General features: G+C 69.7%; 19 protein-coding genes. 16 read left to right on the top strand and 3 right to left on the bottom strand.

The genetic code is table 11. The annotated features are described in order from the left end of the window. Positions 1-17: 17 nt before the first annotated feature. The 16 genes from ATE62_RS15955 to ATE62_RS15880 are packed head-to-tail and all read left to right on the top strand — an operon-like array spanning position 18 to position 22,016. Positions 18-1,295, top strand: coding sequence for a DUF4255 domain-containing protein (locus tag ATE62_RS15955; RefSeq protein ID WP_058809747.1), 1,278 nt, complete (start codon positions 18-20; stop codon positions 1,293-1,295). Then, positions 1,292-3,187, top strand: a complete 1,896-nt coding sequence (locus ATE62_RS15950) for an ATP-binding protein (RefSeq protein WP_058809746.1) — start codon at positions 1,292-1,294, stop codon at positions 3,185-3,187. The genes ATE62_RS15955 and ATE62_RS15950 overlap by 4 nt, the downstream gene beginning before the upstream one ends. Beyond that, positions 3,184-3,438: a hypothetical protein gene (locus ATE62_RS15945; protein WP_058809745.1), complete on the top strand. Its 255-nt coding sequence runs from the start codon at positions 3,184-3,186 to the stop codon at positions 3,436-3,438. The genes ATE62_RS15950 and ATE62_RS15945 overlap by 4 nt, the downstream gene beginning before the upstream one ends. Then, complete coding sequence (locus ATE62_RS15940; protein ID WP_058809744.1) at positions 3,435-4,964, top strand: eCIS core domain-containing protein; 1,530 nt, start codon at positions 3,435-3,437, stop codon at positions 4,962-4,964. The genes ATE62_RS15945 and ATE62_RS15940 overlap by 4 nt, the downstream gene beginning before the upstream one ends. Next, positions 4,964-5,557, top strand: coding sequence for a hypothetical protein (locus tag ATE62_RS15935; protein ID WP_058818558.1), 594 nt, complete (start codon positions 4,964-4,966; stop codon positions 5,555-5,557). Before ATE62_RS15940 ends, ATE62_RS15935 begins: the two co-directional genes overlap by 1 nt. Beyond that, on the top strand, positions 5,554-7,125 hold the full coding sequence (locus tag ATE62_RS15930) for an eCIS core domain-containing protein (protein ID WP_058809742.1): 1,572 nt from the start codon (positions 5,554-5,556) through the stop codon (positions 7,123-7,125). Before ATE62_RS15935 ends, ATE62_RS15930 begins: the two co-directional genes overlap by 4 nt. Then, positions 7,122-7,775 carry a hypothetical protein gene (locus ATE62_RS15925; protein ID WP_058809741.1) on the top strand — a complete coding sequence of 218 codons (654 nt, stop codon included), beginning with the start codon at positions 7,122-7,124 and terminating at the stop codon, positions 7,773-7,775. The genes ATE62_RS15930 and ATE62_RS15925 overlap by 4 nt, the downstream gene beginning before the upstream one ends. A gap of 15 nt (positions 7,776-7,790) precedes the next feature. Then, positions 7,791-8,096: a hypothetical protein gene (locus ATE62_RS15920; protein ID WP_058809740.1), complete on the top strand. Its 306-nt coding sequence runs from the start codon at positions 7,791-7,793 to the stop codon at positions 8,094-8,096. Next, positions 8,093-9,250 (top strand): hypothetical protein, encoded by a 1,158-nt coding sequence (locus ATE62_RS15915; RefSeq protein WP_058809739.1) that lies wholly within the window; start codon positions 8,093-8,095, stop codon positions 9,248-9,250. Before ATE62_RS15920 ends, ATE62_RS15915 begins: the two co-directional genes overlap by 4 nt. Then, entirely contained in the window at positions 9,247-9,768 is a 522-nt protein-coding gene (locus ATE62_RS15910) for a phage baseplate assembly protein V (protein WP_058809738.1), read from the top strand. The genes ATE62_RS15915 and ATE62_RS15910 overlap by 4 nt, the downstream gene beginning before the upstream one ends. Further along, positions 9,765-10,100, top strand: a complete 336-nt coding sequence (locus ATE62_RS15905; RefSeq protein WP_058809737.1) for a hypothetical protein — start codon at positions 9,765-9,767, stop codon at positions 10,098-10,100. Before ATE62_RS15910 ends, ATE62_RS15905 begins: the two co-directional genes overlap by 4 nt. Next, positions 10,097-10,456 carry a GPW/gp25 family protein gene (locus ATE62_RS15900; protein ID WP_058809736.1) on the top strand — a complete coding sequence of 120 codons (360 nt, stop codon included), beginning with the start codon at positions 10,097-10,099 and terminating at the stop codon, positions 10,454-10,456. Before ATE62_RS15905 ends, ATE62_RS15900 begins: the two co-directional genes overlap by 4 nt. Continuing rightward, the gene (locus tag ATE62_RS15895; RefSeq protein WP_058809735.1) at positions 10,453-12,975 is read left to right on the top strand and encodes a baseplate J/gp47 family protein; all 2,523 of its coding nucleotides are present in this window, start codon (positions 10,453-10,455) and stop codon (positions 12,973-12,975) included. Before ATE62_RS15900 ends, ATE62_RS15895 begins: the two co-directional genes overlap by 4 nt. A gap of 2 nt (positions 12,976-12,977) precedes the next feature. Next, entirely contained in the window at positions 12,978-16,022 is a 3,045-nt protein-coding gene (locus ATE62_RS15890) for a putative baseplate assembly protein (RefSeq protein ID WP_058809734.1), read from the top strand. After that, a complete protein-coding gene (locus ATE62_RS15885; protein ID WP_058809733.1) occupies positions 16,015-18,294 on the top strand; it encodes a hypothetical protein in 2,280 nt (759 codons plus the stop codon). Before ATE62_RS15890 ends, ATE62_RS15885 begins: the two co-directional genes overlap by 8 nt. 11 nt (positions 18,295-18,305) lie before the next feature. Next, positions 18,306-22,016: a DUF6519 domain-containing protein gene (locus ATE62_RS15880; protein WP_058809732.1), complete on the top strand. Its 3,711-nt coding sequence runs from the start codon at positions 18,306-18,308 to the stop codon at positions 22,014-22,016. A 191-nt stretch (positions 22,017-22,207) separates the two neighbouring features. On the opposite strand, the gene ATE62_RS15875 is transcribed toward ATE62_RS15880, so the two are convergent. The 3 genes from ATE62_RS15875 to ATE62_RS15865 are packed head-to-tail and all read right to left on the bottom strand — an operon-like array spanning position 22,208 to position 24,788. Then, on the bottom strand, positions 22,208-22,867 hold the full coding sequence (locus tag ATE62_RS15875; RefSeq protein ID WP_058809731.1) for an FABP family protein: 660 nt from the start codon (positions 22,865-22,867) through the stop codon (positions 22,208-22,210). Positions 22,868-22,896: 29 nt separating this feature from the next. Beyond that, entirely contained in the window at positions 22,897-23,748 is an 852-nt protein-coding gene (gene aguB / locus ATE62_RS15870; RefSeq protein ID WP_058809730.1) for an N-carbamoylputrescine amidase, read from the bottom strand. A gap of 56 nt (positions 23,749-23,804) precedes the next feature. Beyond that, a complete protein-coding gene (locus ATE62_RS15865; protein WP_058809729.1) occupies positions 23,805-24,788 on the bottom strand; it encodes an agmatine deiminase family protein in 984 nt (327 codons plus the stop codon). Positions 24,789-24,804: the final 16 nt, after the last annotated feature.

Raw genomic sequence — 24,804 nt, 5'->3', positions numbered from 1 at the left:
GCGCAGGGGAATGATCGATGAGCAATTTCCGCTCGCTCGCGGTCGTCACCGCGACGCTCGAACATATCCTCCAGGACGCGGCGAACCAGGCCGTTGCCCAGGCCGACGTGCGCATCGGCGCGCCCGTCGCCAAGCTCGCCGACGACGGCAAGCCGGTGGTCAACCTCTTCCTCTTCCGCGTCCTGCCGAGCACCGCGCACCGCAACGACCATTTCCCGACACGCGAAGGCAGCGGCACCCAGCGCGCGCGCGCGAAGCTCAGCCTCGACCTCCATTATGTGCTCAGCTTCTACGGCGACCCCGCCAAGTTCGAGCCCGAGCGGCTCTTCGGCGCGGTCGCGCTCGCGCTCGAACATGCACCCGGCCTGTCGGTCGCGGCGATCGAAGCGGCAAGCAGCGACACCGCAAACCAGCCCGCGCTGAATGGCGCCGATCTCGCAGGCGAGGGCCGTCCGATCGCGCTCGGCCCCGACCAGCCGACGCTCGAGGACTGGTCGAAGCTCTGGTCGGTCTTCTTCCAGGTCCCCTATGCGCTGTCCGCTTCCTACGTGGTGCGCGGCGTGGCGATCGAGACGCAGGACGATCCCGGTCCGGCGCTGCCCGTGGCGACCCCCGAAATCTATGCCGCGCCGATGGGCCCGCTGCAGATCCGCAGCGCCGGCCCCGCGCCCGGTCAATGGGGTCCGGCGCCGTGGGGCGCGACGCTGCACCTGACCGGCAGCGGCATCGCGCGCTTCGGCAACAGCCTGCGCATCGACGGCGAGGCGTTGCCGCTCGCCGAGGATGCGATCGTCGGCGACGGCCTTGCGCTGATGCTCGACGCCGCCTTGTTCGGCGGCACTGTGCCCAAGGCCGGCGCGCACCAGCTCGAGGTCGTCGCGGCCCCGACCGACGCGTCGATGCCCGAACGCCTCCGCCGTGGCTCGAATGTCGCCGCCTTCGCGATCCTGCCGGTGATGACCAACATCGCCGCCGCGACCGTCGCGGGCAGCGGTCCGGGGCTGCGGTCGGGCACGGTGACCGTCGACATCGACCCGCCGCTGCAGGCCGGCCAGTCGGCGAGCCTGCTACTCAACGCCTTCGGTCCCGGCCAGCTCGGCAATGCCGCGATCGAGGCCGAGGCGCCTGCCGCTTTCCCGGCGAGCCAGCTCGACTTTGCGGTCGTCGACCTCCCCACCGGCGACTATCTCGCGCGCGTCGACGTCGACGGTTTCGCCTCGCAGCCCGAGGTCGGGACCGACCCGACCCAGCCCGAATTCGGCCGCATCACCGGCCCACTGGTCGACCTGTCATGAGCGGAGCCGTGAAATTGCGGCCGCTCGCCGATGCCCTCCCGACCGTCGCCGGCTGGCTCGACGACAAGGAGGGTGCGCCGCCGAAGACGCGCGCCGACGATATCGCCGCGCGCTTCGGGCTCGACGGTTTCGGGCGCAATTTGCTGCTGCTCGGCGCGTGGGCGGCGCTCGATCCCGCCGCGGGGCGGCGCATCGCCGAGCTCCACGGCGACCCGCGCCGCACCGCGCCCTCGCTGGGGCTCGCGCTCGTCAAATTGCCCGGCGCCAACTGGACCGCGCTCGGCGCCGACGATCCGCTGCGCGCCGACGGGCTGATCCGCATCGACGGCGGCGAGGGGCTGGGCTCGGCGCCCTTCGCGCTCGCCGAACCCGTGCTGCTCGCGCTCGTCGACGCGCCCTCGCTCGCCGAGGAGCTCGCACTGCAGGCGCGGCCCGTCGCGGCGCCCGCCGACCTCTCGCCCTCGCGCGCGAAGCTCGCCCAGGCGATCAGGCTGCGCGTCGAGGGCGAACCCGGCATGACGCTCCAGCTGTGCGGCGCCGACCCGCTCGGCAAGGAACAGGCGGCGGCGGCCGCGCTCGCGCCTTCGAAGCGCCCGCTCTACGCGATCAGCGCCGCGATGCTGCCCGCCGCGCCGTCGGACATCGCGCGCCTCGCGCAGCTGTGGCGCCGCGACCTGATCCTCACCGGCGGCGCGCTGTTCGTCGATGCGACGCGTGGCGAGCCCGCGGCGCTCGCGCTCTTCGCCGAGCTGCTGCGCCTGCCGCTGATCGTCGCCGCGCCCGACGCGGTGCTGCTCGGCCAGGCGCCGACGGTGCGCCTCGACATGCCGCGCATGACCGCGAAGGAACAGGTGCCGGTGTGGCGCGACCGCCTCGGCCCCTATGCCAAGAAACTCAACGGCACGATCGAGAAGCTCGCGGGCCATTTCCCCGTGTCGCCCGAACTCGCCGACAGCGTCGCCGCCGAACTCGCGATCCTGGCGCCCGATCCCGCCAAGGCAGCGAAACCGAAGAAGGGCCAGCCGACGCTGGGCGACATCGCCTGGGACGCCGCACGCCGCTTCGCGCGCCCGCGCATGGAGGATCTTGCGCGCCGCATCGACGGCGAGGCGAAGTGGGACGACCTCGTGCTGCCGCCGAACCAGAAGGATGTCCTGAAGGCGATCGTCGCACAGGTGCGCAACCGCGCGACCGTTTACGAAAGCTGGGGTTTCGAAAAGCGCAGCGGCGGGCGCGGGCTCGGGGTCAGCGCGCTTTTCTCGGGCCCCTCGGGCGCGGGCAAGACGCTCGCGGGCGAGACGCTGGGCGCCGCGCTGGGGCTCGACGTCTATCGCATCGACCTGTCGTCGATGGTGTCGAAATGGATCGGCGAGACCGAGAAGAACCTCCGCCGCGTCTTCGACGCCGCCGAGGAAGGCTCGGCGATACTCCAGTTCGACGAGGCCGATGCCTTGTTCGGCAAGCGCGGCGAGATCAACGAGAGCCGCGACCGCCACGCCAATATCGAGGTCAGCTACCTGCTCCAGCGGCTCGAGGAATATCGCGGCCTGTCGATCCTGACGACCAATTTCCGCTCGAACATCGACACCGCCTTCCTCCGCCGCATCCGCTTCATCATCGATTTCGACTTTCCCGGCGTCGCCGAGCGTACCGAGATCTGGCAGCGCATCTTCCCCAAGGACACGCCGAAGGCCGAGCTCGATTTCGCGCGGCTGGCGCAGCTCAACCTCGCGGGCGGCTCGATCCGCAACGTCGCGATGGCCGCGGCCTTCACCGCCGCCGACCGCGGGCAGGACGTCGGCATGGGCCATATCCTCGCCGCGGCCCGCCTCGAATATGAAAAGAGCGGGCGCTCGCTGACGAGCGCCGAGCTCAAGGGCTGGGCGCTATGACCGCCTCGTCGCGCATCCGGCTGACCATCGACAAGCTGACGCTCGTCGGCGTCGCGCCCGGCGACGCGGCGGCGGTGCGGCGGGCCTTGGCGGTGGCACTCGAGTCCCGGCTGGCGGGCACAGACGCCGCGCTGCTCGCGGGCGATCACCCGCGCCTGTCCTTGATGATCGCGCCGGGGCAGGGGCCCGCCGCGCTCGGCCATGCCGCGGGGCAGGCGATCGGCGCGCGGCTGACGGGGGGCGGGCGATGAGCGGGCTGCACGCCACCGCCGCAAAAAGGGCGAGCGCGAAAGCCGCGCCATCGGTGATGCGCAAGAGCGCGCCCCCGTCGCATCACGCCGCGCCGCCGCTTGCGTCGCTTGCCGCGATCCCTGCGACAGCGATGGTGCAGCGTGAGTGTGCGAGCTGCGAACAGGAGGAGCCGAAGGAATCGGCGATCCAGCGCCGGCTGACCGCGACCGCCGCCGCGCCTTTGCCGCAGCGTGCCTGCGCGGCGTGCGAGGCAAAGGACGAGGAAAGCGCAGTCCAGCCGCGGCTCGAGGTCGGACCCGCCGGCGACCGCTACGAGCAGGAGGCCGACAGCATCGCTGCGAAGGTGATGGCGATGCCCGCGCCCGATGCCGAAGCGACACCCGCGGGCGAAAGCGTCCAGCGCGCATGCGGTGCCTGTTCGTCGCCCGAGGAACCGCGCGCGCGGCGTCGAGCCGACCCTGGCGGGAAGAGCGGCGCCACCGTCCGCGCCCGCCGCGATGGCGGCGCGGAGACAATCGCGGCGTCCGACGCCGACCTGACGCGCGGCGGCTCCGAACTGCCCGCCGCGACGCGCGGCTTTTTCGAAAGCCGCATGGGCCGCGACCTCGGCGACGTGCGCATCCACAGCGGCAGCGATTCGGCGGCGCGCAACGCCAGCATCTCGGCGCGCGCCTTCACCTACAAGAACCATGTCTGGCTGGGCGCGGGCGAGAGCGCCGCGCCCAGCTTCACCATGGCGCACGAACTCGCCCATGTGATGCAGCAGACCGCGCCGGGGCCGCTGGGCCCCGGGTCGGCTTCGGTTTCGCGCGCGACGATCCAGCGGCTGCTGCTGCCGCCCGGCAACTGCGACCAGGCCTCGCACGACGCCATGCAACGGCAGGTCAAATTCTGGTGCGACCATCGCCTGGGCCGCGCTTGCAGCGAGGGCGATTCCTGCGGCCGTCTCCGCCAGAAGATCCGGAACAACCAGATGTGCGCCCAGAGCCGGAAGCGGATCAACGATATCTGCTATGCCGGGGGTGACGCCGGCCACCGCATCGCCGAGCGCGACGCGCGGCGGGCGCAGGCGAATTGCATGGCGCTGTTCCGGGCAAAATGCGAACGGCGCACGCGACCGATCCCCGTTCCGGAGCGGCGCACCGTGCCCGAGGAACGCCGGGTGCCGGTGCCGGAAAATAACCGGACGCCGGTGCCGGTTCCGAATACGACGCCCGCCCCGGTTCCGGTCCCGGCGCGCTCGACCTGGGAGATCATCGCCGAATGGGCGCGTCAGGTCGCGAATAGCGGCGAAGATGCTTTCGCGGCGGCCGAACGGCTGCTCGCGGAAAATCCGGGCATGGCCGGCACGATCGTCGCGGCCGGGACGATCGCGATCATCGCGCTTCTCGCCGATGACGCGACGCTGGTGGGCATCGCCGACGATGTCCTCATTCCCATCATCGGCGCGCTCGAATGGGTCGCGGCGCGGGTGCTGATCTTCGGCGCGCCGGCGGCGGCCGCGGCAGCGGCGGGAGGGCGGTGATGGATCGCCGCGACGCCGCCCTTGCCGAGATTGCAGAGGCCTTCGCCGGTCGTGGGCTCGCGCCGGGCGACCCGCTGTTCGCGGTCGCGTCGCCCGAGCTCGATCAGGACCGGTTCTCCGGCTTCGCGCGCCCCGGCGGATGGGCGGATATCCCGTGGCAGGCGCTCTGCGGCAATGCGATCGCGCTGGCGCTCGCGACGCCCGCCGGCTTCGCCTTTCTCCTGCCCGCCGCCATGACCGCCTCGCTGGCGCATTATGCCGAATGCGGCGCGCTGACCTCGATGCTCCTGACCTGCCTGACGCCCGAAGACGCGGGCGATGCCGAAGCCATGGCCGATCTCGAGCGCGATTTCGAGGCGCTCGAACCGGGCTTTCTCGGCGAAGGCGCGGCGGGCGGCCTCTTCGGCGCCGACGATGCCATGCAGCGGGCGTTCGTCCGGCGTGTCGCGCTTTTGTCGGTGCCCGAACGCGCGGCGGTGCGCGCCTGGCTCGTCGCGCTCGACGACCGCCACGGCGCTGACTTCCCGATGTTCGGCCCGCGCGAGGCGCTGGGCCGCTTCTGGGCCGCGCCCGATCGCGGAGGCCAGCCATGACCCGCGCGCGCGCCGCGCGGCGGATCCGCGAGATGCCCGCCGCCGCGCCGGTGGTGCGACGCCGGGCGCTGCCGCCGCGCGAGGCCGCGCCGCTCGTCGCCTCGCTCGCCGCGGTCCCCGCGGTCCAGCGCAAGGATGGCGGCGACGCCGGGCGCGAGACGATCGCCGCCTCGGATACCCAGCTCACCAGCGGCGGGACCACGCTGCCCGCCCCGACGCGGGGCTTCTTCGAGGCGCGTACCGGCCGCGACCTCGGCGAGGTCCGTGTGCACAGCGGCGACGACGCGGCGGCGAAGAGCGCCAGCATCGCGGCGCGTGCCTTCACTTACAAGAACCACATCTGGCTCGGCGCCGGCGAGACGCCCGTGCCCGGCTTCACCATGGCGCACGAGCTCGCGCATGTGATGCAGCAGACCGCGCCCGGCCCGCTCGGTGCGCCGCGGGTTATGCGCCAGGCGCTCGGCGACGTCCGCATCGCCGAGGGCCTGCACGAGGCGAAACAGAGCGAGGAAGCGCGCCGCGCTGCCGCCAAGAAGGCCGCGGAGGAGGCGAAGACCCCCGAAGCCGGCGTCAACATGGCGGGGCGGACGCTGACCGACGGCGACATCGCCAAGGCCGAGGCGGCGTCGGGCGCCAAGTCGCCGACACGCATCACGCCGGCAATCAACGGCGCGACCTTCGTCCTCCACGACACCGCCTCGCTGGTCAGCGACAAGCGCATAGCCGAGGTCGCGGGTTTCGGGCGCCGGTCGTCGGGCGAGGGCGCGGGCGCCTATGCGCCGAAGACGGGGTCGCCGACCGTCGCGCACGACCCGATGTTCGGCCCGCGTCGCCCGACCGCCAGCGAGTTCGAAAAGGGTGAGGACATCATGAAAGAGGCCGACCGCGAGGCCGGCTATCGCGCGATCTGGAAAGCCACCGCGCGCGACGTGCGCGAAAGCGCGCTCGACGGCGTGATGCGCGCGCAGGGTTCGAGCGCCAAGGAAGCCAAGAAGGAGCGCGCCAAGGCGATCAAGTCGCTCGACGCGAGCAAGGGCAAGGTCTTTTCCGCGGCCGCGTGGGCGATGGAAGACATCTGCGACATGCTCACCCCCGCCAACGCCGCCAATATTTCGGCGGACACGGCGAACCCCGCGGCGCTGACCTCGGCCTGCGCCGCGATGGCGGGGCTGACCGCCGCGCGCCGCGGCCGGATCGGCACCCACACCAATATGGAGATCGTCCAGGACGCCGGCTCCGATTGCCTGACCAAGGCGACCAAGAAGAGGCCGCTGGTTCCCCTGGCGCCCTATAGCACCGACCAATATCGCGGCGTCATGGCCGTTTATCTCCGCGCCGCGCTCCAGGCGCGCGTCTTCCCGGAGATCACGACGCATTTCCAGCGCGACAAGACGGCGGGCGACCATTGCGACCCGCGCTGCTTCAATCTCGGCGTCCTCTACGCGCTGATCCAGAACATCATGGGGCATCCGGTGGGCAGCAGCTATGGCATCGCGCCCGCCTATGGCACCGGCGCCGCCCACAATGTCTGGTGGAACGACACCGTGTGCGGGGGAGGCCACCCATGACCAATTTCACCGGCTCTCCGAAGACGATCAAGGGCGCCATCGTCGGCCTCGACATCTTCAACCCGCTCGCCTCGGTGGCGATCTTCCAATATAATCCCGAGCAGATTTCGCGCAGCCTCGCGCCGCAATATTCGGAGGCCGGCGGGGGGAAGGCCGAGGCGCTTCGGCTCGCGGGGCCGCCGACCGAGACGATCAGCGCCAACCTGACGCTCGACCTCATCGACCAGATGGAACGCGGCGATGCCGGGCCGCTCGGGGCGGGGATCACCGGCTATCTCGCCGCGCTCGAGATGCTCGTCTATCCCAAGTCCTTGCTCGTCGCCGCCAACCAGATCCTGCTGCAGATCGGCACGATGGAGGTGATCCCGCCCGCGGCGCCGCTCACCCTCTTCATCTACGGCTGGAAACGCGTCGTGCCGGTGAAGATCGAGAGCCTGTCGATCACCGAGACGATGCACGATTCCGACCTCAACCCGATCCGCGCCGACGTGTCGGTGTCGATGAAGGTGCTCACCTACAACGACCTGTCGGTCACCCACCCCGGCTTCTGGGCCTTCATGGCGCATCAGGTGGTCAAGGAAGTGCTCGCGACCGTCGCCAGCGTCGACAATGTCGGTAAGATGGCCGGCGGCGATGTAGCTTTGTTCTGAAAGGGATAGCGGACGATGTTCACGCTCACCAGCCGTTACGCGAACCAGCCGCAACTGGTGGCCGACCGCGGCGACGGGGTGAGCGTGCGTTATGTCGCGCCGCGGCTGCTGCCCGATCCCGCCGATACGACGGTCGCGACGCAGCATCGCACCACCGACGGTGACCGGCTCGACCTCATCGCTTGGCGTCATCTCGGCGCACCGACCGCCTGGTGGATGGTGGCCGATGCCAACCGCATCGTCGACCCCGCCGCGCTCCCCGGCGGTCCCGGCGACAGCTTCGTCATCCCGCTCCCCGGCACCGGAAAGACGATCGGATGAGCCTGCTCGGCAACCTCCTCGGCGTACGCCTCAACCTGCTGATCGGGCCCAGCCCGGTCGCCTTGCCCGCGCCCGCCGACGTGATGAGCGCGATCGCCGACCTCGAGGTCAAATTGTCGGCGACCGCGCAATCGGGGTTCAAGCTGTCGATCAATACCGGTCGCACCGGCCCCACCGATTTCCTCGAATCGCCGTTGATCATGCACCCGCAATTGCAGCGCGGCTGCCGCGTCATCGTGACGATGATCTTCGACGTGATGCCCTACGTCATCTTCGATGGGCTGGTCACCAAGCGCAGCTATACGCCCGGCACCGGCTCGCAGTCGGGGGTACTGACGCTCTACGGCCGCGACCTCACGATGGAACTCGACAAGGAGGTCAAGCAGACCGAGCATCCCGCCATGGACGAGACGATGATCGCGATGCTGATCGCGGTCTCCTACGCGCAGTTCGGGATGATCCCGATGGCGCTGCCGCCCAAGTTCATCGACCCGCCGATCCCGATCGACCGCGTGCCGATCCAGAACGGCAGCGATTGGCAATATCTGAACTATATGGCGGCGCGCCACGGCTACGAAACCTATATCGATCCCGGCCCGGTCCCCGGCGTCAACACCCTCTATTGGGGCCCGCCGGTCAAGCCAGGCGTGCCGCAGCGCACGCTCACCGTCGACATGGGGCCGGGCTCCGACGCCTATGACGTCACGACGTCCGAGGACGACGAGGTGCTGACCTCGGTCGAGACCACGGTCATCGACCGCATCAGCGGCCAGGAAATCCCCGTCGTCGCGCTCGTCGGCAGCACCCCGCCGCTCGGCGCCATCCCCGAAACCGTCGCGCGCTTCGGCGACACGCGCAAGCAGCCGATCCAGACCTCGGGGCTCAACGCCGCGCAGGCGATGGGCCGCGCACAGGCGCTGGTCGACGAGGGCGCAAAGGAAGCCTTCACCGTGTCGGGCACGATCGACTCCACGCGCTACAACGCCGCGCTCAAGGCGCGCGACATGGTGTTCCTGCGCGGCGCGGGGCTCAGCTACGGCGGGCTCTACAAGGTCGCCGAAGTGCGCCACCTGATCAAGCCGGGCAGCTATCAGCAGCAGTTCAAGCTGGCGCGCGGCGAACGGGGCCCGATGGCCCCGCTGGTGCTGCCATGACCCGGCTCCCCGACGGCAGCCCCGCCTTCTACGGCAAATATCGCGGCACGGTCGAAAACCCCGCCGACGTCCAGGGTCTCGGCCGTATCCAGGTCAGCTGCCCCTCGGTGCTTGGCGACAGCAAGCTCGCCTGGGCGATGCCGTGCCTGCCCGGCGCAGGGCCGAGCGTCGGTTTCTACGCCATCCCGCCGATGGGCGCGAAGGTCTGGGTCGAGTTCGAGGGCGGCAACCCCGACTATCCGATCTGGTCGGGCGGCTTCTGGGATTTGGGCGATACCCCCGCGCCCCCGGGACCCGTGGGTTTCCTGACCAAGGCGTGGAAGGGCGAAAATTTCAGCCTCGAAATCTTCGACATCCCCGGCGCACCGACGCTGGCGCTCGAACTCACCACCGCGATGGGGCCGGCGAAGGTCGAGGCCGACGCCACCGGCCTGACGATCACCCATGGTGCCAGCACCGTGAAGCTCGCGATCGACGGCGTGTCGATCAACGGCGCCAACCTCAAGGTGCTGCCATGACCATCCCGATCGTCACCATGGCCTCGCTCGCCCAATGCCCGCACGCGATCCCCGCGACGCTCATCTCGTCGGCGACCAAGGTGCTCGTCGTCGGCGCGCCGCCGATGGTGATGGGCGACAAGGGGCTCGTCGCCGGCTGCCCCTTCCAGCTGCCGCCGCCGACCCCGTCGCCCTGCGTCACGCTGATGCTCACCGGCGCGTCGAGCAAAGTGCTCGTCGAGGGCAAACCCGTGCTCAAGATGAACCCCGGCGACCTCGGTGTCGCCGCGACACAGGCGCCGCAGGGCCCGGTGATCTGGGCCAACGTCCAGGCGAAGGTGCTCGCGACATGACCCATTTCGGCTTCCCCTATCGCATCGGCGCGAACGGCATGACCGCGGGGGCGGGGCATGAGGCGCATATCAGGGAGATGATCGAGCAATTGCTGTTCACGCGCCGCGGCGAGCGCGTCAACCGCCCCGATTTCGGCGCCGGCGTCAACGAACTCGTCTTTTCCGAAAACGCCCCCGAACTCGCAGCCGCGGCGCAGCATATGGTGATGGCAGCGCTCCAGCAGTGGCTGTCGGCCGCGATCGAGGTCCGCGGGGTCGAAACGAAAGCGCAGGACAGCCTGCTCTCGATCACCGTCCGCTACCGCCCGCTCGACGAGGCGCGCGAGCGGCTCGTCACCGTGGAGCGCGTGTTTTGACCGGGGCGCTGCAATATTGCGGCACCGAGCGCCGCCGCCAGCGCGTCGCCGAGGCCGCGATCGACACCGGCGGCGGCGTGCTGCTCAACGGCATCGACTATCTCGAGGTGGTCGACCGCGACGCGCCAACCAAGGAATTGCGCCAGCGGCTGCTGACGCTCGCGTTCCTCCGCGACGACGGCGTGCTCGCCGCCGGGGTTCCGTTGCTCGACCCCGACAATTTCCGCATCGACGGCGGCACGCGCGTCACCGGTATCCGCGTCACCGATGTCGCCGCCGGGCCGGTGCCGCACAGCTTGACGCTCACCGTCGACGCCGCGGGCGATTATTCGCCCTACCGGCTGTCGGTGCGGCTCGGCGCGGTCAACGACGCGATCCCGCCCTTCCTCGACCCGATGCTCGCCGCGCTCGATTTCAGCTTCAAGGCCGAATGCCCCTCGGCGTTCGACTGCGCCGCGCCCGACGGCCCCGGGACCGCACGCCCCTTCGGCCCGCCGATCGACTATCTCGCCAAGGACTACGACAGCTTCCGCCAGCTGATGCTCGACCGCATGGCGGTCAGCCTGCCGGGCTGGACCGAACGCAGCCCCGCCGACCTCGGGGTCACGCTCGTCGAGGCGCTCGCTTATGCCGCCGACCGCACCAGCTGGTTTCAGGACGCGGTGGGGACCGAGGCCTTTTTCGGGCGCGCGCGGCTCCGCCAGTCGGTGCTGCGCCACGCGCGGCTGCTCGGCTACAGCGCGTCGGAGGGCTGCAACGCGCGCGTCGCGGTCGCGGTCGCCGCGGGGCTCGACGTCGAGCGGGGCCCGCTCGCCGATGCGATCCTGCCACGCGGGACGCGGTTGCTGACACGTCCGCCCGACCTCACCGCGCCCTTGGCCACCGTCCAGCCGCGCGACCCCGAAATCTTCGAGGACCTGATCGGTACGGGCGCCATCACCTTCGAAACATTGCACGACCTCCGTTCGCTCCGCGTGGCGCGCAACGCGATGGTGCTGCATGATTGGGGCGATGCGGCCTGCTGCCTGCCCGCGGGCGCGACCGCGGCGCACCTCGTCGGCACGCGCGCCGCGCTCGGGGTCGCCAAGGGCGACCTCATCCTCTTCGAACAGCTCATCCCCTTCGGTGGCGAGGCGGGCGATCCGCCCGATCCCGCGCATCGCCAGCTCGTCCGCCTGTCGGCCGATCCCGTCGACGTCGAAGACGCCGTGATGGCCGAGGATCTGGTGCGCATCGAATGGCACGCCGACGACGCGCTCGCCTTTCCGCTCAACCTCGCAGCGGGCGGCGCGGTCGCGCGCGGCAATATATTGCTCGCCGACGAGGGGCGCAGCGTCGATTATGGCCTGAAGCCCGAGCAGGCCTTCGAGGATGCCATCGCGGTCGGCGATGACTTGCGCACCGGGCTGCTCCCCGACGACGGTCCCGGCGCGCTCAAGCGTTTCCGCCTGCGCGGCGAGGCGATCGTCCACGCGGTGCCGTACGACCCCGCCGCCGCCGCGACCGAGCCCGCGCGCGCGACGCTCGCGCCCGCCGGCGCGCCGCTGGCTGAGGTGCGCATCGACGGCGACGGCCATATCTGGCGCGCCGCGCCCGACCTGCTCGCCGCCGATCCTTTCACCACCGAATTCTGCATCGAGGCGTCGGACCAGGTCCACTACGCCCGCTTTGGCGATGGGGCCGGGGGGCGCCGCCCGACCGAGGGTGCCGCGCTCACTGCGCGCATCCGCCACGGCGGCGGCCGCCGCGGCAATATCGGCACCGACGCCATCGCGCATGTGGTCACGTCGGACGGCGCCGGAATCGCGAGCCTTCGCAACCCCTTGCCCGCCACCGGCGGCCGCGACCGCGAACCCGTCGCCGCGATCCGCGTCGCCGCGCCGCGGCACTTTCGTAAACTTCGCCGCGCCGTCACTCCCGCCGACTATGTCACCGCGGCGGAGGCCTATGGCGACGTCCAGCGCGCCTATGCCGAACGCCGCTGGACGGGCAGCTGGAACACCGTCTTCCTTGCGATCGACCGCCGCGGCGGCGGCGCAGTCGACGAGACGTTCGAAAATGCGCTGCGCGGCCATCTAGCGACCTATCGCCTGGCGGGACACGACGTCGAAATCGTCGCCCCGCGCTATGTCCCGCTCGACATCCGCCTCTTCGTCTGCGTCTGCCCCGACCATTATGCCGGCGACGTCGAGCGCGACCTCTTCGACATCTTCTCGGCCAAGACGATGCGCGACGGGCGCCCGGGCTTCTTCCATCCCGACTTCTTCAGCTTCGGCGACAATATCCTGCTCTCGCCGATTATCGCGCGCGCGATGCAGGTCGCCGGCGTGCAGTGGATCGGCACGCGCGACGGCGCGGGTGCGGTCAAGGGCCGCTTCGGGCGGCTCGACCAGCCCGACCTCGACTTTGCCGACGACGCCGAAATCCCGATCGCCCCCAACGAGGTCGCACGGCTCGACAATGATCCGACCTATCCCGATTTCGGGCGCATCGCTTTCCTGATGGCGGGAGGCCGCTGACCATGGCGCACAAAACACCCGCGAATATCTGCGGCGGGGTCGACCGCGACGAAAAGCGTCCCGACAACCGCCCGGGCCTCGCCGCGATCGCCTATCGCATCGGCACCCATCCCGAGTTCATGGACCGCATGGAGTGGCGCTTGCCGCGCCAGACGGTCGTCGACCCCGAAACCAAGGCCGAACTCCACCCGCTCGCGGCGCTGCGCGCCCGCGAGGTGAGCGACCCGACCATTGCGCTGCTCGACGGCTTCGCCGCGACGCTCGACGTGCTGAGCTTCTACAGCGAGCGCGTCGCGAACGAGGCTTATCTCGGCACCGCGACCCAGCGGCGCTCGCTCGTCGAAATGGCGCGAATGATCGGCTACGAGCCCGCGCCCGGGGTCGCGGCATCGGTGTCGCTGTCCTTCACCGTCGAGGCGTCGGACGATCCCTATCGCGCGGTCGAGATCCCGATCGGCGTGCAGGCCATGTCGGTGCCGACACGCAAGGGTGAACTGCCGCAGGTGTTCGAGACCGTCGAGCCGATCGTCGCTCGCGCCGAATGGAATGCGATGCCCGCGCGCACGCTCTACCAGCAGCCGCTCGCGCTGTTCCACGACGCCGCCAACGCGAACCACCCCGACAATGGTGCGATCTATCTCTTCGACCTCGACAATAGTTTCGACAAGGATGCGCTCGACCCGGGCGACCGCGCGACCTTGCGCGAGTTCACGAGCGTGGATCAGCTTGCACTCTATTACCCCCTCGACGGCGATACCGATCTTGCTGAGGAGCTGGCAGGGCGGATCGCAGCGCATGCGCTGAACGACGAGGTCGAACCGCTGCTGCGTGCGTTGCCGGTCAACGAAATCTATTTGCGCGGTACCGGCCTGGGCCTGAAGCCCGGCCAGCGCATCGTCGTCGTCGGCGTCATTCCCGTTCTCGGCGGCAAGCCCAAGGTCGCCGCCTCGACATTGCACGTCGTCAGCGCGACCGACGACCGCGATTTCGGCGTCACGCGCCTCGTCGCGCGCAAGGGCGGGGGTCTGCCCGACAGCGTGAAGGGCGCGCCGAAACGCCGCTCGCCGCGCTTCAAGCGCATCGCGATGCCCACCGTGCGGCTCGCCTTCACCAGCGCGACGGTCAGCAGCTACGTCCGCCAGGCGGTGTGGACGGGGCCCGCGCTGACCGCGCTCGTCCGCAGCCAGTCCTGGTCGCGCGTCAAGCTGATGCATCTCATTCGCCGCGTGAAGGATATCGACGCCCCAGAGACATCGGAGGCGATCCCCGGCCTCTATGTCCTGCGCGACGATTGCGGCTTCTTCGGCAACGCCGCGCCGAAATATGGCGCGCTTCCGCGGGGTCATGGCCATGGCGCCAACGATTGGGACGGCAGCAGCGGCGTGACGATCTGGACCGACAGCCAGAACACGCAGCTGACCGGCGCGCACGCGTTCCTGGAACGCGAGGTCAAGGAGATCGTCCCCGACGGCTGGGCGGCGATCGAGACCCCCGAGGGCGAGGCGATGGTCTTCCGCGTCGCCGCCGCCGCGACCCAGTCGCGCGCCGACTTCGCGCTGACAGGCAAGGCGAGCGGGCTGATCTTCCGCCATCCCGACGGCAGTGACGTCGATGTGCCGACGGCCAGCGAGTCCTCGCCGCTCAACGATTTCAAGTTCCGCACCGCGCATATCTTCGCCGCCAGCGCGCCGCTGCCGCTCGCGGGCACGCCGATCCGCGAGGATGTCGAGGCAGGCGCCGATGCGATCGACCTCGATGCGCTCTATCTCGATCTCGTCGACGGCCAGACGATCTCGATCGCCGGCGACCGCAGCGACGCCGACGGGCTCGCGTCGAGCGAGACTTTGACGGTCAGCGATGTCGTCCACATCGGCGGCTTCACCCGCCTGCTGCTCAAGAGCGGCCCCGAATACAGCTATCGCCGCCCGAGCGTCACCGTGAACGCCAACATGGCCGCGGCGACGCACGGCGAGGCCTATGAGGAACAGCTCGGTTCGGGCGATGCCGCGCAGATTTTCCAGCGCTTCAAGCTCACCAAGGCGCCGCTCACCTATGTCAGCGCCGAAACCCCGACCGGCCGCGCCTCGTCGCTCTCGATCCGCGTCGATGGGCTGCTGTGGCACGAGGTGCCGACGCTCTACGACGCCGGCCCCGACGACCGCGTCTATGCCGTGCGCGGCGAGGACGACGGCAGCAGCTGGGTGCAGTTCGGCGATGGGCTGCGCGGCAGCCGCCTGCCGACCGGCCAGCTCAACATCATCGCCAGCTACCGCGCGGGTATCGGCCTCGCGGGCGAGGTCGCCGACGAGGCGATCATCCAGCTGAAGACCCGTCCGCTCGGCATCCGATCGGTGGTGAACCCCAGCCGCGCGAGCGGCAGCGCGCCGCCCGAGAGCCTCGCCGATATCCGCACCGCCGCGCCGCGCGACGTCAAGACGCTCGGGCGCATCGTGTCGCTGATCGACTATCGCGACTATGCCGCGAATTTCGCCGGGGTGGGCAAGGCGCTCGCGGCCGAGCTCTGGTCGGGCGACCGGCGCATCGTGCTCGTCAGCATCACCGGGACCAGCGACACCATTCTCGAACGCAATTCCCCGCTGATCGACAATCTCCAGGCCTCTTCCGACGGTGCGCGCGACCGCTCGCACCTGATGGTCGTGCTCCCCGCGGCGCGGCGCTTCTTCCAGCTCGCGGCGCGATTGTTCCACCATCCCGACCATCGCGCCGAGGATGTCGAACTCGCCGCGCGCGCGCATCTCCTCGACGTCTTCGGCTTCGCCCGCCGCAATATCGGCCAGGTGGTGAGTGCCGCCGAGGTCATCGCCGCGCTGCAGGCGGTGCCCGGCGTCGTCGGGGTCGACCTCGACCTGCTCGCGCTCGTCGATGACGGCGCCGAGCCCGATCCGTCGGCCAGCCTCGCCACCGTGCTCCCCGCGGCGCAGGCGCGGCTGCTGCCGCCCGAGGAGGATGACGATTATGCCGCCGCCGAGCTGCTCACCATCTTCGATGCCGGCATCGCGCTGACCGTGGAGGCCGCCCGTGCATGACCGCCCGCCCGTCCCGCTGATCGAGCTGCTGCCGCAGCATCTGCGCAACCGCGACGCCGAAGGGGGCAGGGCGCTCGAAGCGCTGATGGGCCTGCTCGGCGAAGAACTAGGCATAGTCGAGCGCGACCTCGACCAGCTCTACGATAATTTCTTCATCGAAAGCTGCGAGCCCTGGGTCATCCCCTATATCGGCGCGCTGATCGGCGCGCGCCCGATGCGCAGCTTCGGCGCGGGCGAAGTCGGGCTGCGCAGCTACGTCGCCAACACATTGGGCTATCGCCAGGCCAAGGGCACCGCCGCCGCGATCGAACAGATCGCGCGCGACGTCACCGGCTGGCCCGTCGTCGCGGTCGAATTTTTCCAGCGGCTGATCTGGAGCCAGCACGTCAACCATGTCCGCCCCGGCGCGCTCGGCACCGCGTCGATCCGCGATGCCGAGGCCGCGCGCCTGTCGGCGGGCGCGTTCAGCGACGCGTGCCACAGCGCCGCGGCGGGCCCCGTCGACACGGCTTCGGGGCGTTACGCCATCCCGCACGTCGGGCTCTTCGTCTGGCGGCTCGACGCTTATCCGCTGGGTTTCCTCTCGAACGCGCCCGCGGGCTACACCGGCGGGATCGTCCCGCGGACTTCGGCGATCGGGCCCGGCTTCCGCCATTTCGACCCGCTCGGCGCCGACCGCGCGTTGTTCAACCAGCCCAAGGCCGACCGCTCGATCATGGGGCGCGTCGACATGCGCATGGTCCCCGCGCCGCTCGATCGCCGGCTGCTCCACCGCGACCTCAATCGCCTGCGTGACGGCGCGCCGGGCGGCGGGCGCTGGTTCGACGAGGTGCCCGTGCTGCGCCTCCGCCTCGGCGGCGCCGAAGTGCCGCCCGAGCGGCTGCACAGCTGCAACCTCGCGACGCGCACCGTCGGCGGCAACCCGACATGGCGCCGCCCGCAGCAGGCGGGGCATATCCTCTTCGACCCCGAACTCGGCCGCCTCGCGCTGCACGCGAGCGATGAAGGCAAGCCCGTCGAGGCGAGCTGCGCCTTCGCCGCGCCCTTCGCGCTCGGCGGCGGGCCCTACGACCGCGCCGCGAGCTTCGCCGCCTGGCACGACACGCTCTTCGTCGATGGCGCCCCCGCGCCGTGGGTGATCGGCGTCTCGGCGCGCAGCGAGGAGCAGACGAACGACGTGCTGCAGGGCGGCGTGGTCGTCGCCTCGCTCGCCGAGGCGATCCTGCGCTGGAACGCCGCCGCGGCCACCGGCACGCGCGGGCTGATCGTGATGCTCGACAATGCGAGCTATGCCGAGGACCTCAGCGACGCCGCGCATATATTGCGCATCCCCGCCGAGGCGCGGCTCGCGATCGTCGCCGCCGCCTGGCCCGCGGTCGAGCGCGCGGGCGGGGTGATTGCGCGCGATCTGGACGCGCTGTCGCTCGCGCACCGCCGCCCGCACATCCGCGGCGACCTCAGGGTTCGCGCGATCCAACCCGGCACCGAGGAGGAGGCGGGCAGCCTGATCCTCGACGGGCTGCTGGTCGAGGGCGAGGTCGCCATCATGGCCGGCACGCTCGGCAATCTGTCGCTCCACCACTGTACGATCGGCGCCTCGGCGGTGGGGCTCAGCAAGGGCGTGCGCGTGATCTCGCAAAACGGCGGCCTTGCCGTGACCGTCGACCATTGCATCACCGGTCCGCTCGCGCTCGGCACCGCGGGCGGCGGGCTCGCGATCCGCGATTCGATCGTCGGCGAGGACCGCGACCTCCAGGCCGATCCCGACCTGCTGCCGCTCGTCATCGACGCGCCGGTCGCCGATGTCGATATCGCGCGCAGCACGATCTTCGGTCGCGCGAGCATCCGCTCGATCGAGGCCGAGAACAGCCTGCTGATCGGCACGACGCGCGCTGCGCAGCGCCAGCGCGGCTGCGTGCGCTTCTGCTACGCGCCGCTGACCTCGCGCGTCCCGCGCCGCTATCGCTGCCAGCCCGACCTCGCGATCGCCGAGGCCGAACAGGCGATAGCGCCGACGCCGCTGTCCGACCCCGAGCGGCAGCGCATCGCGCGCAGCATGGTCCCGATCTTCACCGCCAGCGCCTTTCCCGCCAGCGCCTTCGGCCAGCTCGCGCTCGCCTGCCCGGGCGCGGTCGCGGCGGGCGCGTTCGGCGGCGCCGAAATGGGCGCGGGCTTCGCGGCGGGCACGCCGTTCCGCCGCGCGAACCTGACCGACATGCTCGACGAATATCTGCCGTTCGGATTGGTGGCGGCGCCCCTGTTCCAGACCTGAGGACAAAGACGATGACTGGCGATTTCACCCGCGACACCTTCCGCCCCGACAAGGGCTATAGCGCCGTCCGGATGCAGCAGGGGCGGCTGTTCACCGACGCCGACTGGAACGAGGAGGGCGATATCGGCCGCAGCGCGCTGCGCACGACGACGCGATCGGTGATCGGCGCCAGCGGCTTTCCCGAGGATGCGCCCGGCTTTGCGATCCTCGCCGGGGCGGGCGGCCAGACGCTGCTGATCGGCGGCGGCCAGGCCTACCTCGACGGCATCGGCATATCGCATACAGCGCCCGTCCGCCTGAGCTTGCTTCGCCACCAGGGGAGCGGTGCGAACACGCGCTGGCGCGTCGAGTCCGGCACGCGCGTCGCGGAGGGCGACTATCTGGTGCTCGTCGGCAATACGCCGGCGCAGGCGGTGCGCGTCGCGACCCTGTTCGACGATGTCGAGGGCCGTCAGGTCTTTCAGGCGTCCGGTGCGATCTCGGCCGCCAACGACGCGCAGGTCGACCGCTATCGCAGCGCCGAGAGCCAGCCCTTCCTGCCCGGCGACAATCTCCCCACCGTCGCGGGCGACTATCTCGCCTATCTCGACCTGTGGGAGCGGCCGATCACCGCCGCCGACGACCCGCTGATCCGCGAGACCGCGTTCGGCGGCCCAGACACCGCGATCCGCGACCAGCTCGTCTGGCAGGTCAAATTCGCGCGCACCGCCGATCTGGTCGCTGCGGGCGCGGTGACCGCACCGGTCAGCTGCGCCAGCTTCGCGCCCGGCTGGTCACCCTTCGGCCCCGCCGCGACGGGCGCGATGCGCGCGCGCGCCAATCCCGCGGCCGCGGCCGTCGACCCCTGCGCGCTGCCCGCGACCGGCGGTTATCGCAGCCTCGAAAACCATCTCTACCGCGTCGAGATCCACAATGGCGGCCCCGCCGGCGGGCGCTGGAAATGGTCGCGCGACAATGGCGGCGGCGCGGCGCGCTATGCCGATATCGACAATGGCGCGCTGATCCTCGACAGCCTCGGCCCCGACGAGCCGAGCGCGCTCAAGAAGGACGACTGGGTCGAGATCCTCGACGAGGCGCGGCGGCTGAAGGGCCTGCCGGGCTTCTTCGCGCGCATATCGGACATCAACGGTACCCGCGTCAGCCTCGGCGAAGTGCGCCACCCCGACACGCTCGCCGCGCTGACCAACGGCAGCGCGCCCGACCTGACCGTCCTCCCGAAAAAGGGCATCGTGCGGCGCTGGGAGGGCGGGCTGCCCATCACCATCGTCCCCGATGTCTGGGTGCCGGTCGAGCAGGGGATCGAGGTCGAGTTCCGCGCCGGGCGCATGGCGACTGGCGACCATTGGCAGATTCCCGCGCGCTCGCTCGCCGCGACGATCGAGTGGCCGTCTAAGGACGCGATCGGCAAACCCGCGGCGCTCCCCGCCAAGGGCATCGCGCATCATTATGCCGCGCTCGCGCTGGTGACGCGCAACGGAAACGGGATATGGACCGTCGCCAGCGACTGCCGCAACCTCTTCCCGCCGCTCACCGCGCTGCGCAGCTTCCTCTATCTCGGCGGCGACGGGCAGGAAGCGATGCCCAACCCGCTCGCCCCCGCGACGCGCGTGCCGCTCGCCTCGCCGCTGCGCGTCGGGGTGATCCGCGGCAAGACGCCGCTGCCTGGGCTCGCCGTCGAGTTCGAGATCATCGCCGGCGACGGGCGGCTCGGCCCGGTGGTCGACAATGTCAAGAAACGCATCGCGCTGACCGATGCCGACGGCGTCGCGCGGATCGACTGGTCGCTCGACGCGGCGACGCCGACCCAGCGCGTCGTCGCGCGGCTGCTCAACGCCGCGGGCCAGCCGACGCATCTGCCGATCCAGTTCAACGCCAATCTCAGCACCGCGGCGGCGACCTCGTTCGACCCCGCGAACACGCCGTTGCTGGCCGGCGAGAACACGGTGCAGGGCGCGATCGAGAAGCTAGCGGGGCAGACGCAGATCGGCTGCTCGACCTACATCGTTACCGAGGGCAGCGACTGGGCCGAGATACTGAAATCGATAAGGGACGGCGAGGATGCCGCGATCTGCTTCCAGCGCGGCACCTATGAGACCGACATCCCCGTCGAAATCTCGAACAAGGGGCATCTGACGCTCCACGGCGCGGGCGAGGGAACGCACGTCATCGCCCGGCGCGCCGAATGCGCCTTGTTGTTCAAGGGGTGCGCCAGCGTCACGATCCGCGACATGGCGGTTTCGGCGCCCGACGGGTCGGGGGCGCTCGACGATTTCGAATCGCGCCACGGCCCGGTGACGATCCTCGATTGCCCGACGGTCGAGGTGACGGGACTGACGCTGCGCTGCGGCGGCGGCGTGGCGGCCGAACGCACCGGGCTCGCGATCCGCGGATCGAACGAAAAGCCGCTCGATTCGGTGCATGTGACGCACAACCGGCTGTCGATCGGCCTGGCGCAGGACGGCATCCTCGTCACCGATGCGGTGCATATCCTGATCGCCGACAACGAACTGGCGGTGGTGCCCGGCAAGGCGGGGTTGCGGCCGGGGCGGCTGCTCGAGGACAAGGACTGGCGCAAGCGTGTCGTCGATCTGCTCGTCGCGCGACCGCGCGAGGTCGAGGCCAGGGGCGGCGGCAATCGCGAATTTCGCGCCGGGAACATCACCGCGACCTTCGAGTCGCCGATGCCGCAGGAGGAATGGAATCTGTTGTTCGACGCCGATCCGCCGCGCGCCGACGAAATCCGGACGATCGCGGGGATGCAGGGCTATATCAAGCGCGTCAGCGACGTCGTCGTCGCCGACCCCGATCGCGCGCCGACGTACAAGCGCGCGCTTCGCACCATGGGCGGCCGGATCGGCGATGCGCGCATGGCGGCGGTCGATCCCGAAGTGAAGCGATCGCTGGTGCTGATCGGCGAGCCGAGCGCTCGCACCGAGCGCGAACAGCCGAGTGCGGGCGACGGCCAGGTCTCCCTCAAATCGGGAGCCTATGCGGTCGAGTTCGGCTCGCCGGTCAGCCAGTCGGACTGGAGCAAGGCGATGAAGCAGGTGCGGCCGCGCGACATCACCAGCGCCGCCGATCTGATCGGCCACGCACGCCGGATTGCCGCGCGCATGGCGGCGGATGACGAGATTCGCGAAAGATTGCCCAGCGCCCAGCGCTGGTTCGATCGCTTCACCAGCCGCTTGCCGAGCTATGCCCGGCAGGCGATCACCTGCGGCGGCCTGACGCTGACCACGGTGCAGATTCGCGGAAACAAGGCTTTCGGTTTTGTGCGAGGCGTTCATGTCGGCGCCAGCGGACATAACCCGGAAACGGGCCGTGCGGATATCGTCCGAGCGGGCAATGTCACGATCGCCGACAACCACCTGTCGCTGCGCAAACCGGCTGCGGACGTCTATGTCCCGATGGCGCTGTTCGTCGGCAATGTCGACACGCTGCGCATCCAGCGCAACACGCTGGACTGGGCGGGACAGGCGAGCGACGACCTGTTCAATCACGGCATTCGCGTATGGGGCGATATCGGCCATTATCTAAAGATATCGGACAATCGCATTGCAATCGCGCGCATCGGCATCGCGGTCCAGCCGATCATGGAATTCGACCGGCAACAGCTGTTCCGCTATCTTTGGGTGGCGTCCGACAATCTTTCCGAAGCCTCTTTTCCGGCCAATGTGATCAAGGCGCCGCGATTCATGATAAAGCGCGACAATCGTCCGTGAAAATGGTCTGGAAAACACGATTTTTATTGCATTTCATGGGAAAATCGGTCAATGTTACGACGGCCTCGATGAAAAAACTAGGCAGGATGATCCGGTGCCATGAAAGGGTCGAGTCCCTTTCGGGGTCTTGGGGCGAGTCCACAGGGGCTCGCCCTTAACCGTTTCAGGGGACGCGCTTTTCTCGGAGCTTTCTAGGCAGTCGTCGAACCTGAACGACCGCGCACGATCTTCGCCCAAGGGTTGAGGTCGGGCTCGCCGATCCTGACCAGCCTGTTGCGGTCGCGGTGGAGGAAGGGCGCGTCGCGGCCTTTCACGACCAATGTGGTGTCGGAGACATAGCTCCACGATCCGTCGTCGTGGAAATCGATCGTCAGCTGATAGGCGTCGGTGCGAAAGGCGAGGTCGAGGAAGCGCGTCGAGCAGATGCCATATTCGGTCTCGCCGCGGCCGGCCTCGACGACCAGCCGTTTCGCATCGGCCTCGGCATGGCCCGAAGCCATCGCGATCTGCCCGCGCGGGATCGCCAGCGTCTGCAGGATCAGCCCGGTCGCGGGCTCGTACAGCCAGTAACCGACCTGGTCGTGGAAGCTGATATCCTCCTCGCGCGTGTTGACATGCTGGTGATAGCGCAGGCCATAGAAGAGCTGCGGACCGTTGGCCTGCGGATCGATCGGCTGCATCTCGATCCGCTCATAATATTGCCGCGTCTCGGGGCCGTCGGCCTTGGGGTTGATATCGACCCCGCGCTCGCCCTCCCAGATGCCGGCAAGCCGCGCGAGCGGGCCGAGATTGGCGAGCGTCTCGGGGTCGACGTCTTCGGGCTCGGTGAAAATATCTTCGGGTAATTCCATGGCTTGCCCCTAAAGCCTCAGGTGACGTCTCAAATATCCTCGACCAGCCGGCCATAGAGATGTGGACGACGATCGCGGAAAAAGCCCATGCCCGCGCGATGCTTCGCCGCGCGGTCCAGGTCGATCGTTTCGACCAGCACGCCGCTCTCGCTCGCGCCGAACTCCTGTGTCAAATCGCCCCATTCGTCGCTGATGAAGCTGTGGCCATAGAAGTTCGCGTCGCCCTCGGCGCCGATACGGTTTGCGGCGACCACGGGCATGCAGTTCGACACCGCATGCCCCTGCATCGCGCGGCGCCACATGCGGCTGGTGTCGAGTTCGGCGTCATAGGGTTCGCTGCCGATCGCGGTCGGATAGAAGAGTACCTCGGCGCCCATCAGCGCCATCGCGCGCGCGCATTCGGGATACCATTGGTCCCAGCACACCCCAACGCCGATCCGCGCGCCGAAGACGTCCCAGGCCTTGAATCCGGTGTTGCCGGGCCGGAAATAATATTTCTCTTCATAGCCCGGGCCGTCGGGGATGTGCGATTTGCGGTAGGTCCCCATGATGCCGCCGTCGGGGCCGATCATCGCCAGCGTATTGTAATAATGATGCCCGTCGCGCTCGAAAAAGCTCGTCGGGATCGCGACCTTCAGCTTGGCGGCGAGCGCCTGCATTGCCTGCACGCTCGGATGCTCGCTCGTCGGCCGTGCGGTGGCGAACAGCGCCTCATCCTCAACCTGGCAGAAATAGGGGCCTTCGAAGAGTTCGGGGGGCAGGATCACCTGCGCGCCCTTCGCCGCGGCCTCCTCGACGAGCGCCGCGACGGCGTCGATATTGGGCTGGACCGGGCCGGGCAGGGCAAGCTGGAGCGCGGCGACGGAGAGAGTGCGGGTCATTCGGGGTTCCGTGATAAGCTTATTCGAGCCGAATATAAGAGGCGTCGCGCGCGATGCTAGGCCGGAAGCTGCTGGCTCGAGCAATGGAAGCTGCCGCCCCCCGCGATGATGCCGAGCGCAGGCACGCCGACCGCGCGCCGCCCGGGGAAGAGCGCCGCGAGCGCCTCGACCGCCGCGGCGTCGTTGGGGGCGCCATAGGTCGGCACGACCACTATGCTGTTGCCGATATAGAAGTTCATATAGCTCGCCGCCGCGACCTCGCCATCGATCTCGACGCGGCCGGGCGAGGGAAGATCGACGATCTCGACCCCGCCGAACGCTTCGGTCCGCGCGCGCGCGTCGGCGTAGATCGCCGCATTGGGATCGTCGTCGCCCGCCGCGACCGGGATCGCCAGCCGCCCTTCGCCGACGAAGCGCGCGAGATTGTCGACATGGCCGTCGGTATGGTCGCCGACCAGCCCGTTGCCGAGCCACAGCAGCCGCTCGATCCCGAGCGACTCCCGCAGCCGCGCCGCGATATCTTCGCGCGTCAGCGACGGGTTGCGATTGACGTTGAGCAGGCATTCCTCGGTCGTGACGCAGAGGCCGGTGCCGTCGACGTCGATCCCGCCGCCCTCGAGCACCCAGCCCAGGTGCTGCGTCGGCAGGCTCGCGTGTGCAGCGAGAATAGCGCCAATCTCGCGGTCGCCGGGCATCACGAACTTGTTGCCCCACCAGTTGAAGTCGAAATTGCGCGCCTCGCGCCGGGTGCCCGTGCCGACGATGATCGGGCCCGTGTCGCGCAGCCAGATATCGCCGAAGGGAGCGACGAACAGCTGCACGCCCGCATCGACGAGCGCCTCGGCGATATCGGCATTGTCATGGTCGCGAACGAGGAGATGCACGGTCTCGCCGCGTCCGCCGTCGTGGACGGCATTGGCAAAGGCCGCGACGTCGCGCCGCGCGGCGTCGATCTGGCCCGACCATTCCTCGGCCATATGCGGGAAGCCGATCCAGACGGCGTCGTGCGGGGCCCATTCGGCGGGCATGCGCAATGTCATCGCGTGCTAGTCCCTT

The organism is Sphingopyxis sp. HIX (genome assembly GCF_001468285.1).
In the GTDB taxonomy this organism is placed as follows: Bacteria; Pseudomonadota; Alphaproteobacteria; order Sphingomonadales; family Sphingomonadaceae; genus Sphingopyxis.
This window is presented reverse-complemented; position numbering and strand designations above follow the sequence as displayed.

What these genes read in the sequence shown, in the direction of transcription:
- ATE62_RS15875 (WP_058809731.1), bottom strand. Translation starts at nt 22,867, where the DNA reads ATGGAATTACCCGAAGATATTTTCACCGAGCCCGAAGACGTCGACCCC.
- ATE62_RS15890 (WP_058809734.1), top strand. Translation starts at nt 12,978, where the DNA reads ATGGCGCACAAAACACCCGCGAATATCTGCGGCGGGGTCGACCGCGAC.
- ATE62_RS15880 (WP_058809732.1), top strand. Translation starts at nt 18,306, where the DNA reads ATGACTGGCGATTTCACCCGCGACACCTTCCGCCCCGACAAGGGCTAT.
- ATE62_RS15900 (WP_058809736.1), top strand. Translation starts at nt 10,097, where the DNA reads ATGACCCATTTCGGCTTCCCCTATCGCATCGGCGCGAACGGCATGACC.
- ATE62_RS15945 (WP_058809745.1), top strand. Translation starts at nt 3,184, where the DNA reads ATGACCGCCTCGTCGCGCATCCGGCTGACCATCGACAAGCTGACGCTC.
- ATE62_RS15950 (WP_058809746.1), top strand. Translation starts at nt 1,292, where the DNA reads ATGAGCGGAGCCGTGAAATTGCGGCCGCTCGCCGATGCCCTCCCGACC.
- ATE62_RS15935 (WP_058818558.1), top strand. Translation starts at nt 4,964, where the DNA reads ATGGATCGCCGCGACGCCGCCCTTGCCGAGATTGCAGAGGCCTTCGCC.
- ATE62_RS15930 (WP_058809742.1), top strand. Translation starts at nt 5,554, where the DNA reads ATGACCCGCGCGCGCGCCGCGCGGCGGATCCGCGAGATGCCCGCCGCC.
- aguB (WP_058809730.1), bottom strand. Translation starts at nt 23,748, where the DNA reads ATGACCCGCACTCTCTCCGTCGCCGCGCTCCAGCTTGCCCTGCCCGGC.
- ATE62_RS15915 (WP_058809739.1), top strand. Translation starts at nt 8,093, where the DNA reads ATGAGCCTGCTCGGCAACCTCCTCGGCGTACGCCTCAACCTGCTGATC.
- ATE62_RS15905 (WP_058809737.1), top strand. Translation starts at nt 9,765, where the DNA reads ATGACCATCCCGATCGTCACCATGGCCTCGCTCGCCCAATGCCCGCAC.
- ATE62_RS15925 (WP_058809741.1), top strand. Translation starts at nt 7,122, where the DNA reads ATGACCAATTTCACCGGCTCTCCGAAGACGATCAAGGGCGCCATCGTC.
- ATE62_RS15955 (WP_058809747.1), top strand. Translation starts at nt 18, where the DNA reads ATGAGCAATTTCCGCTCGCTCGCGGTCGTCACCGCGACGCTCGAACAT.
- ATE62_RS15865 (WP_058809729.1), bottom strand. Translation starts at nt 24,788, where the DNA reads ATGACATTGCGCATGCCCGCCGAATGGGCCCCGCACGACGCCGTCTGG.
- ATE62_RS15920 (WP_058809740.1), top strand. Translation starts at nt 7,791, where the DNA reads ATGTTCACGCTCACCAGCCGTTACGCGAACCAGCCGCAACTGGTGGCC.
- ATE62_RS15940 (WP_058809744.1), top strand. Translation starts at nt 3,435, where the DNA reads ATGAGCGGGCTGCACGCCACCGCCGCAAAAAGGGCGAGCGCGAAAGCC.
- ATE62_RS15910 (WP_058809738.1), top strand. Translation starts at nt 9,247, where the DNA reads ATGACCCGGCTCCCCGACGGCAGCCCCGCCTTCTACGGCAAATATCGC.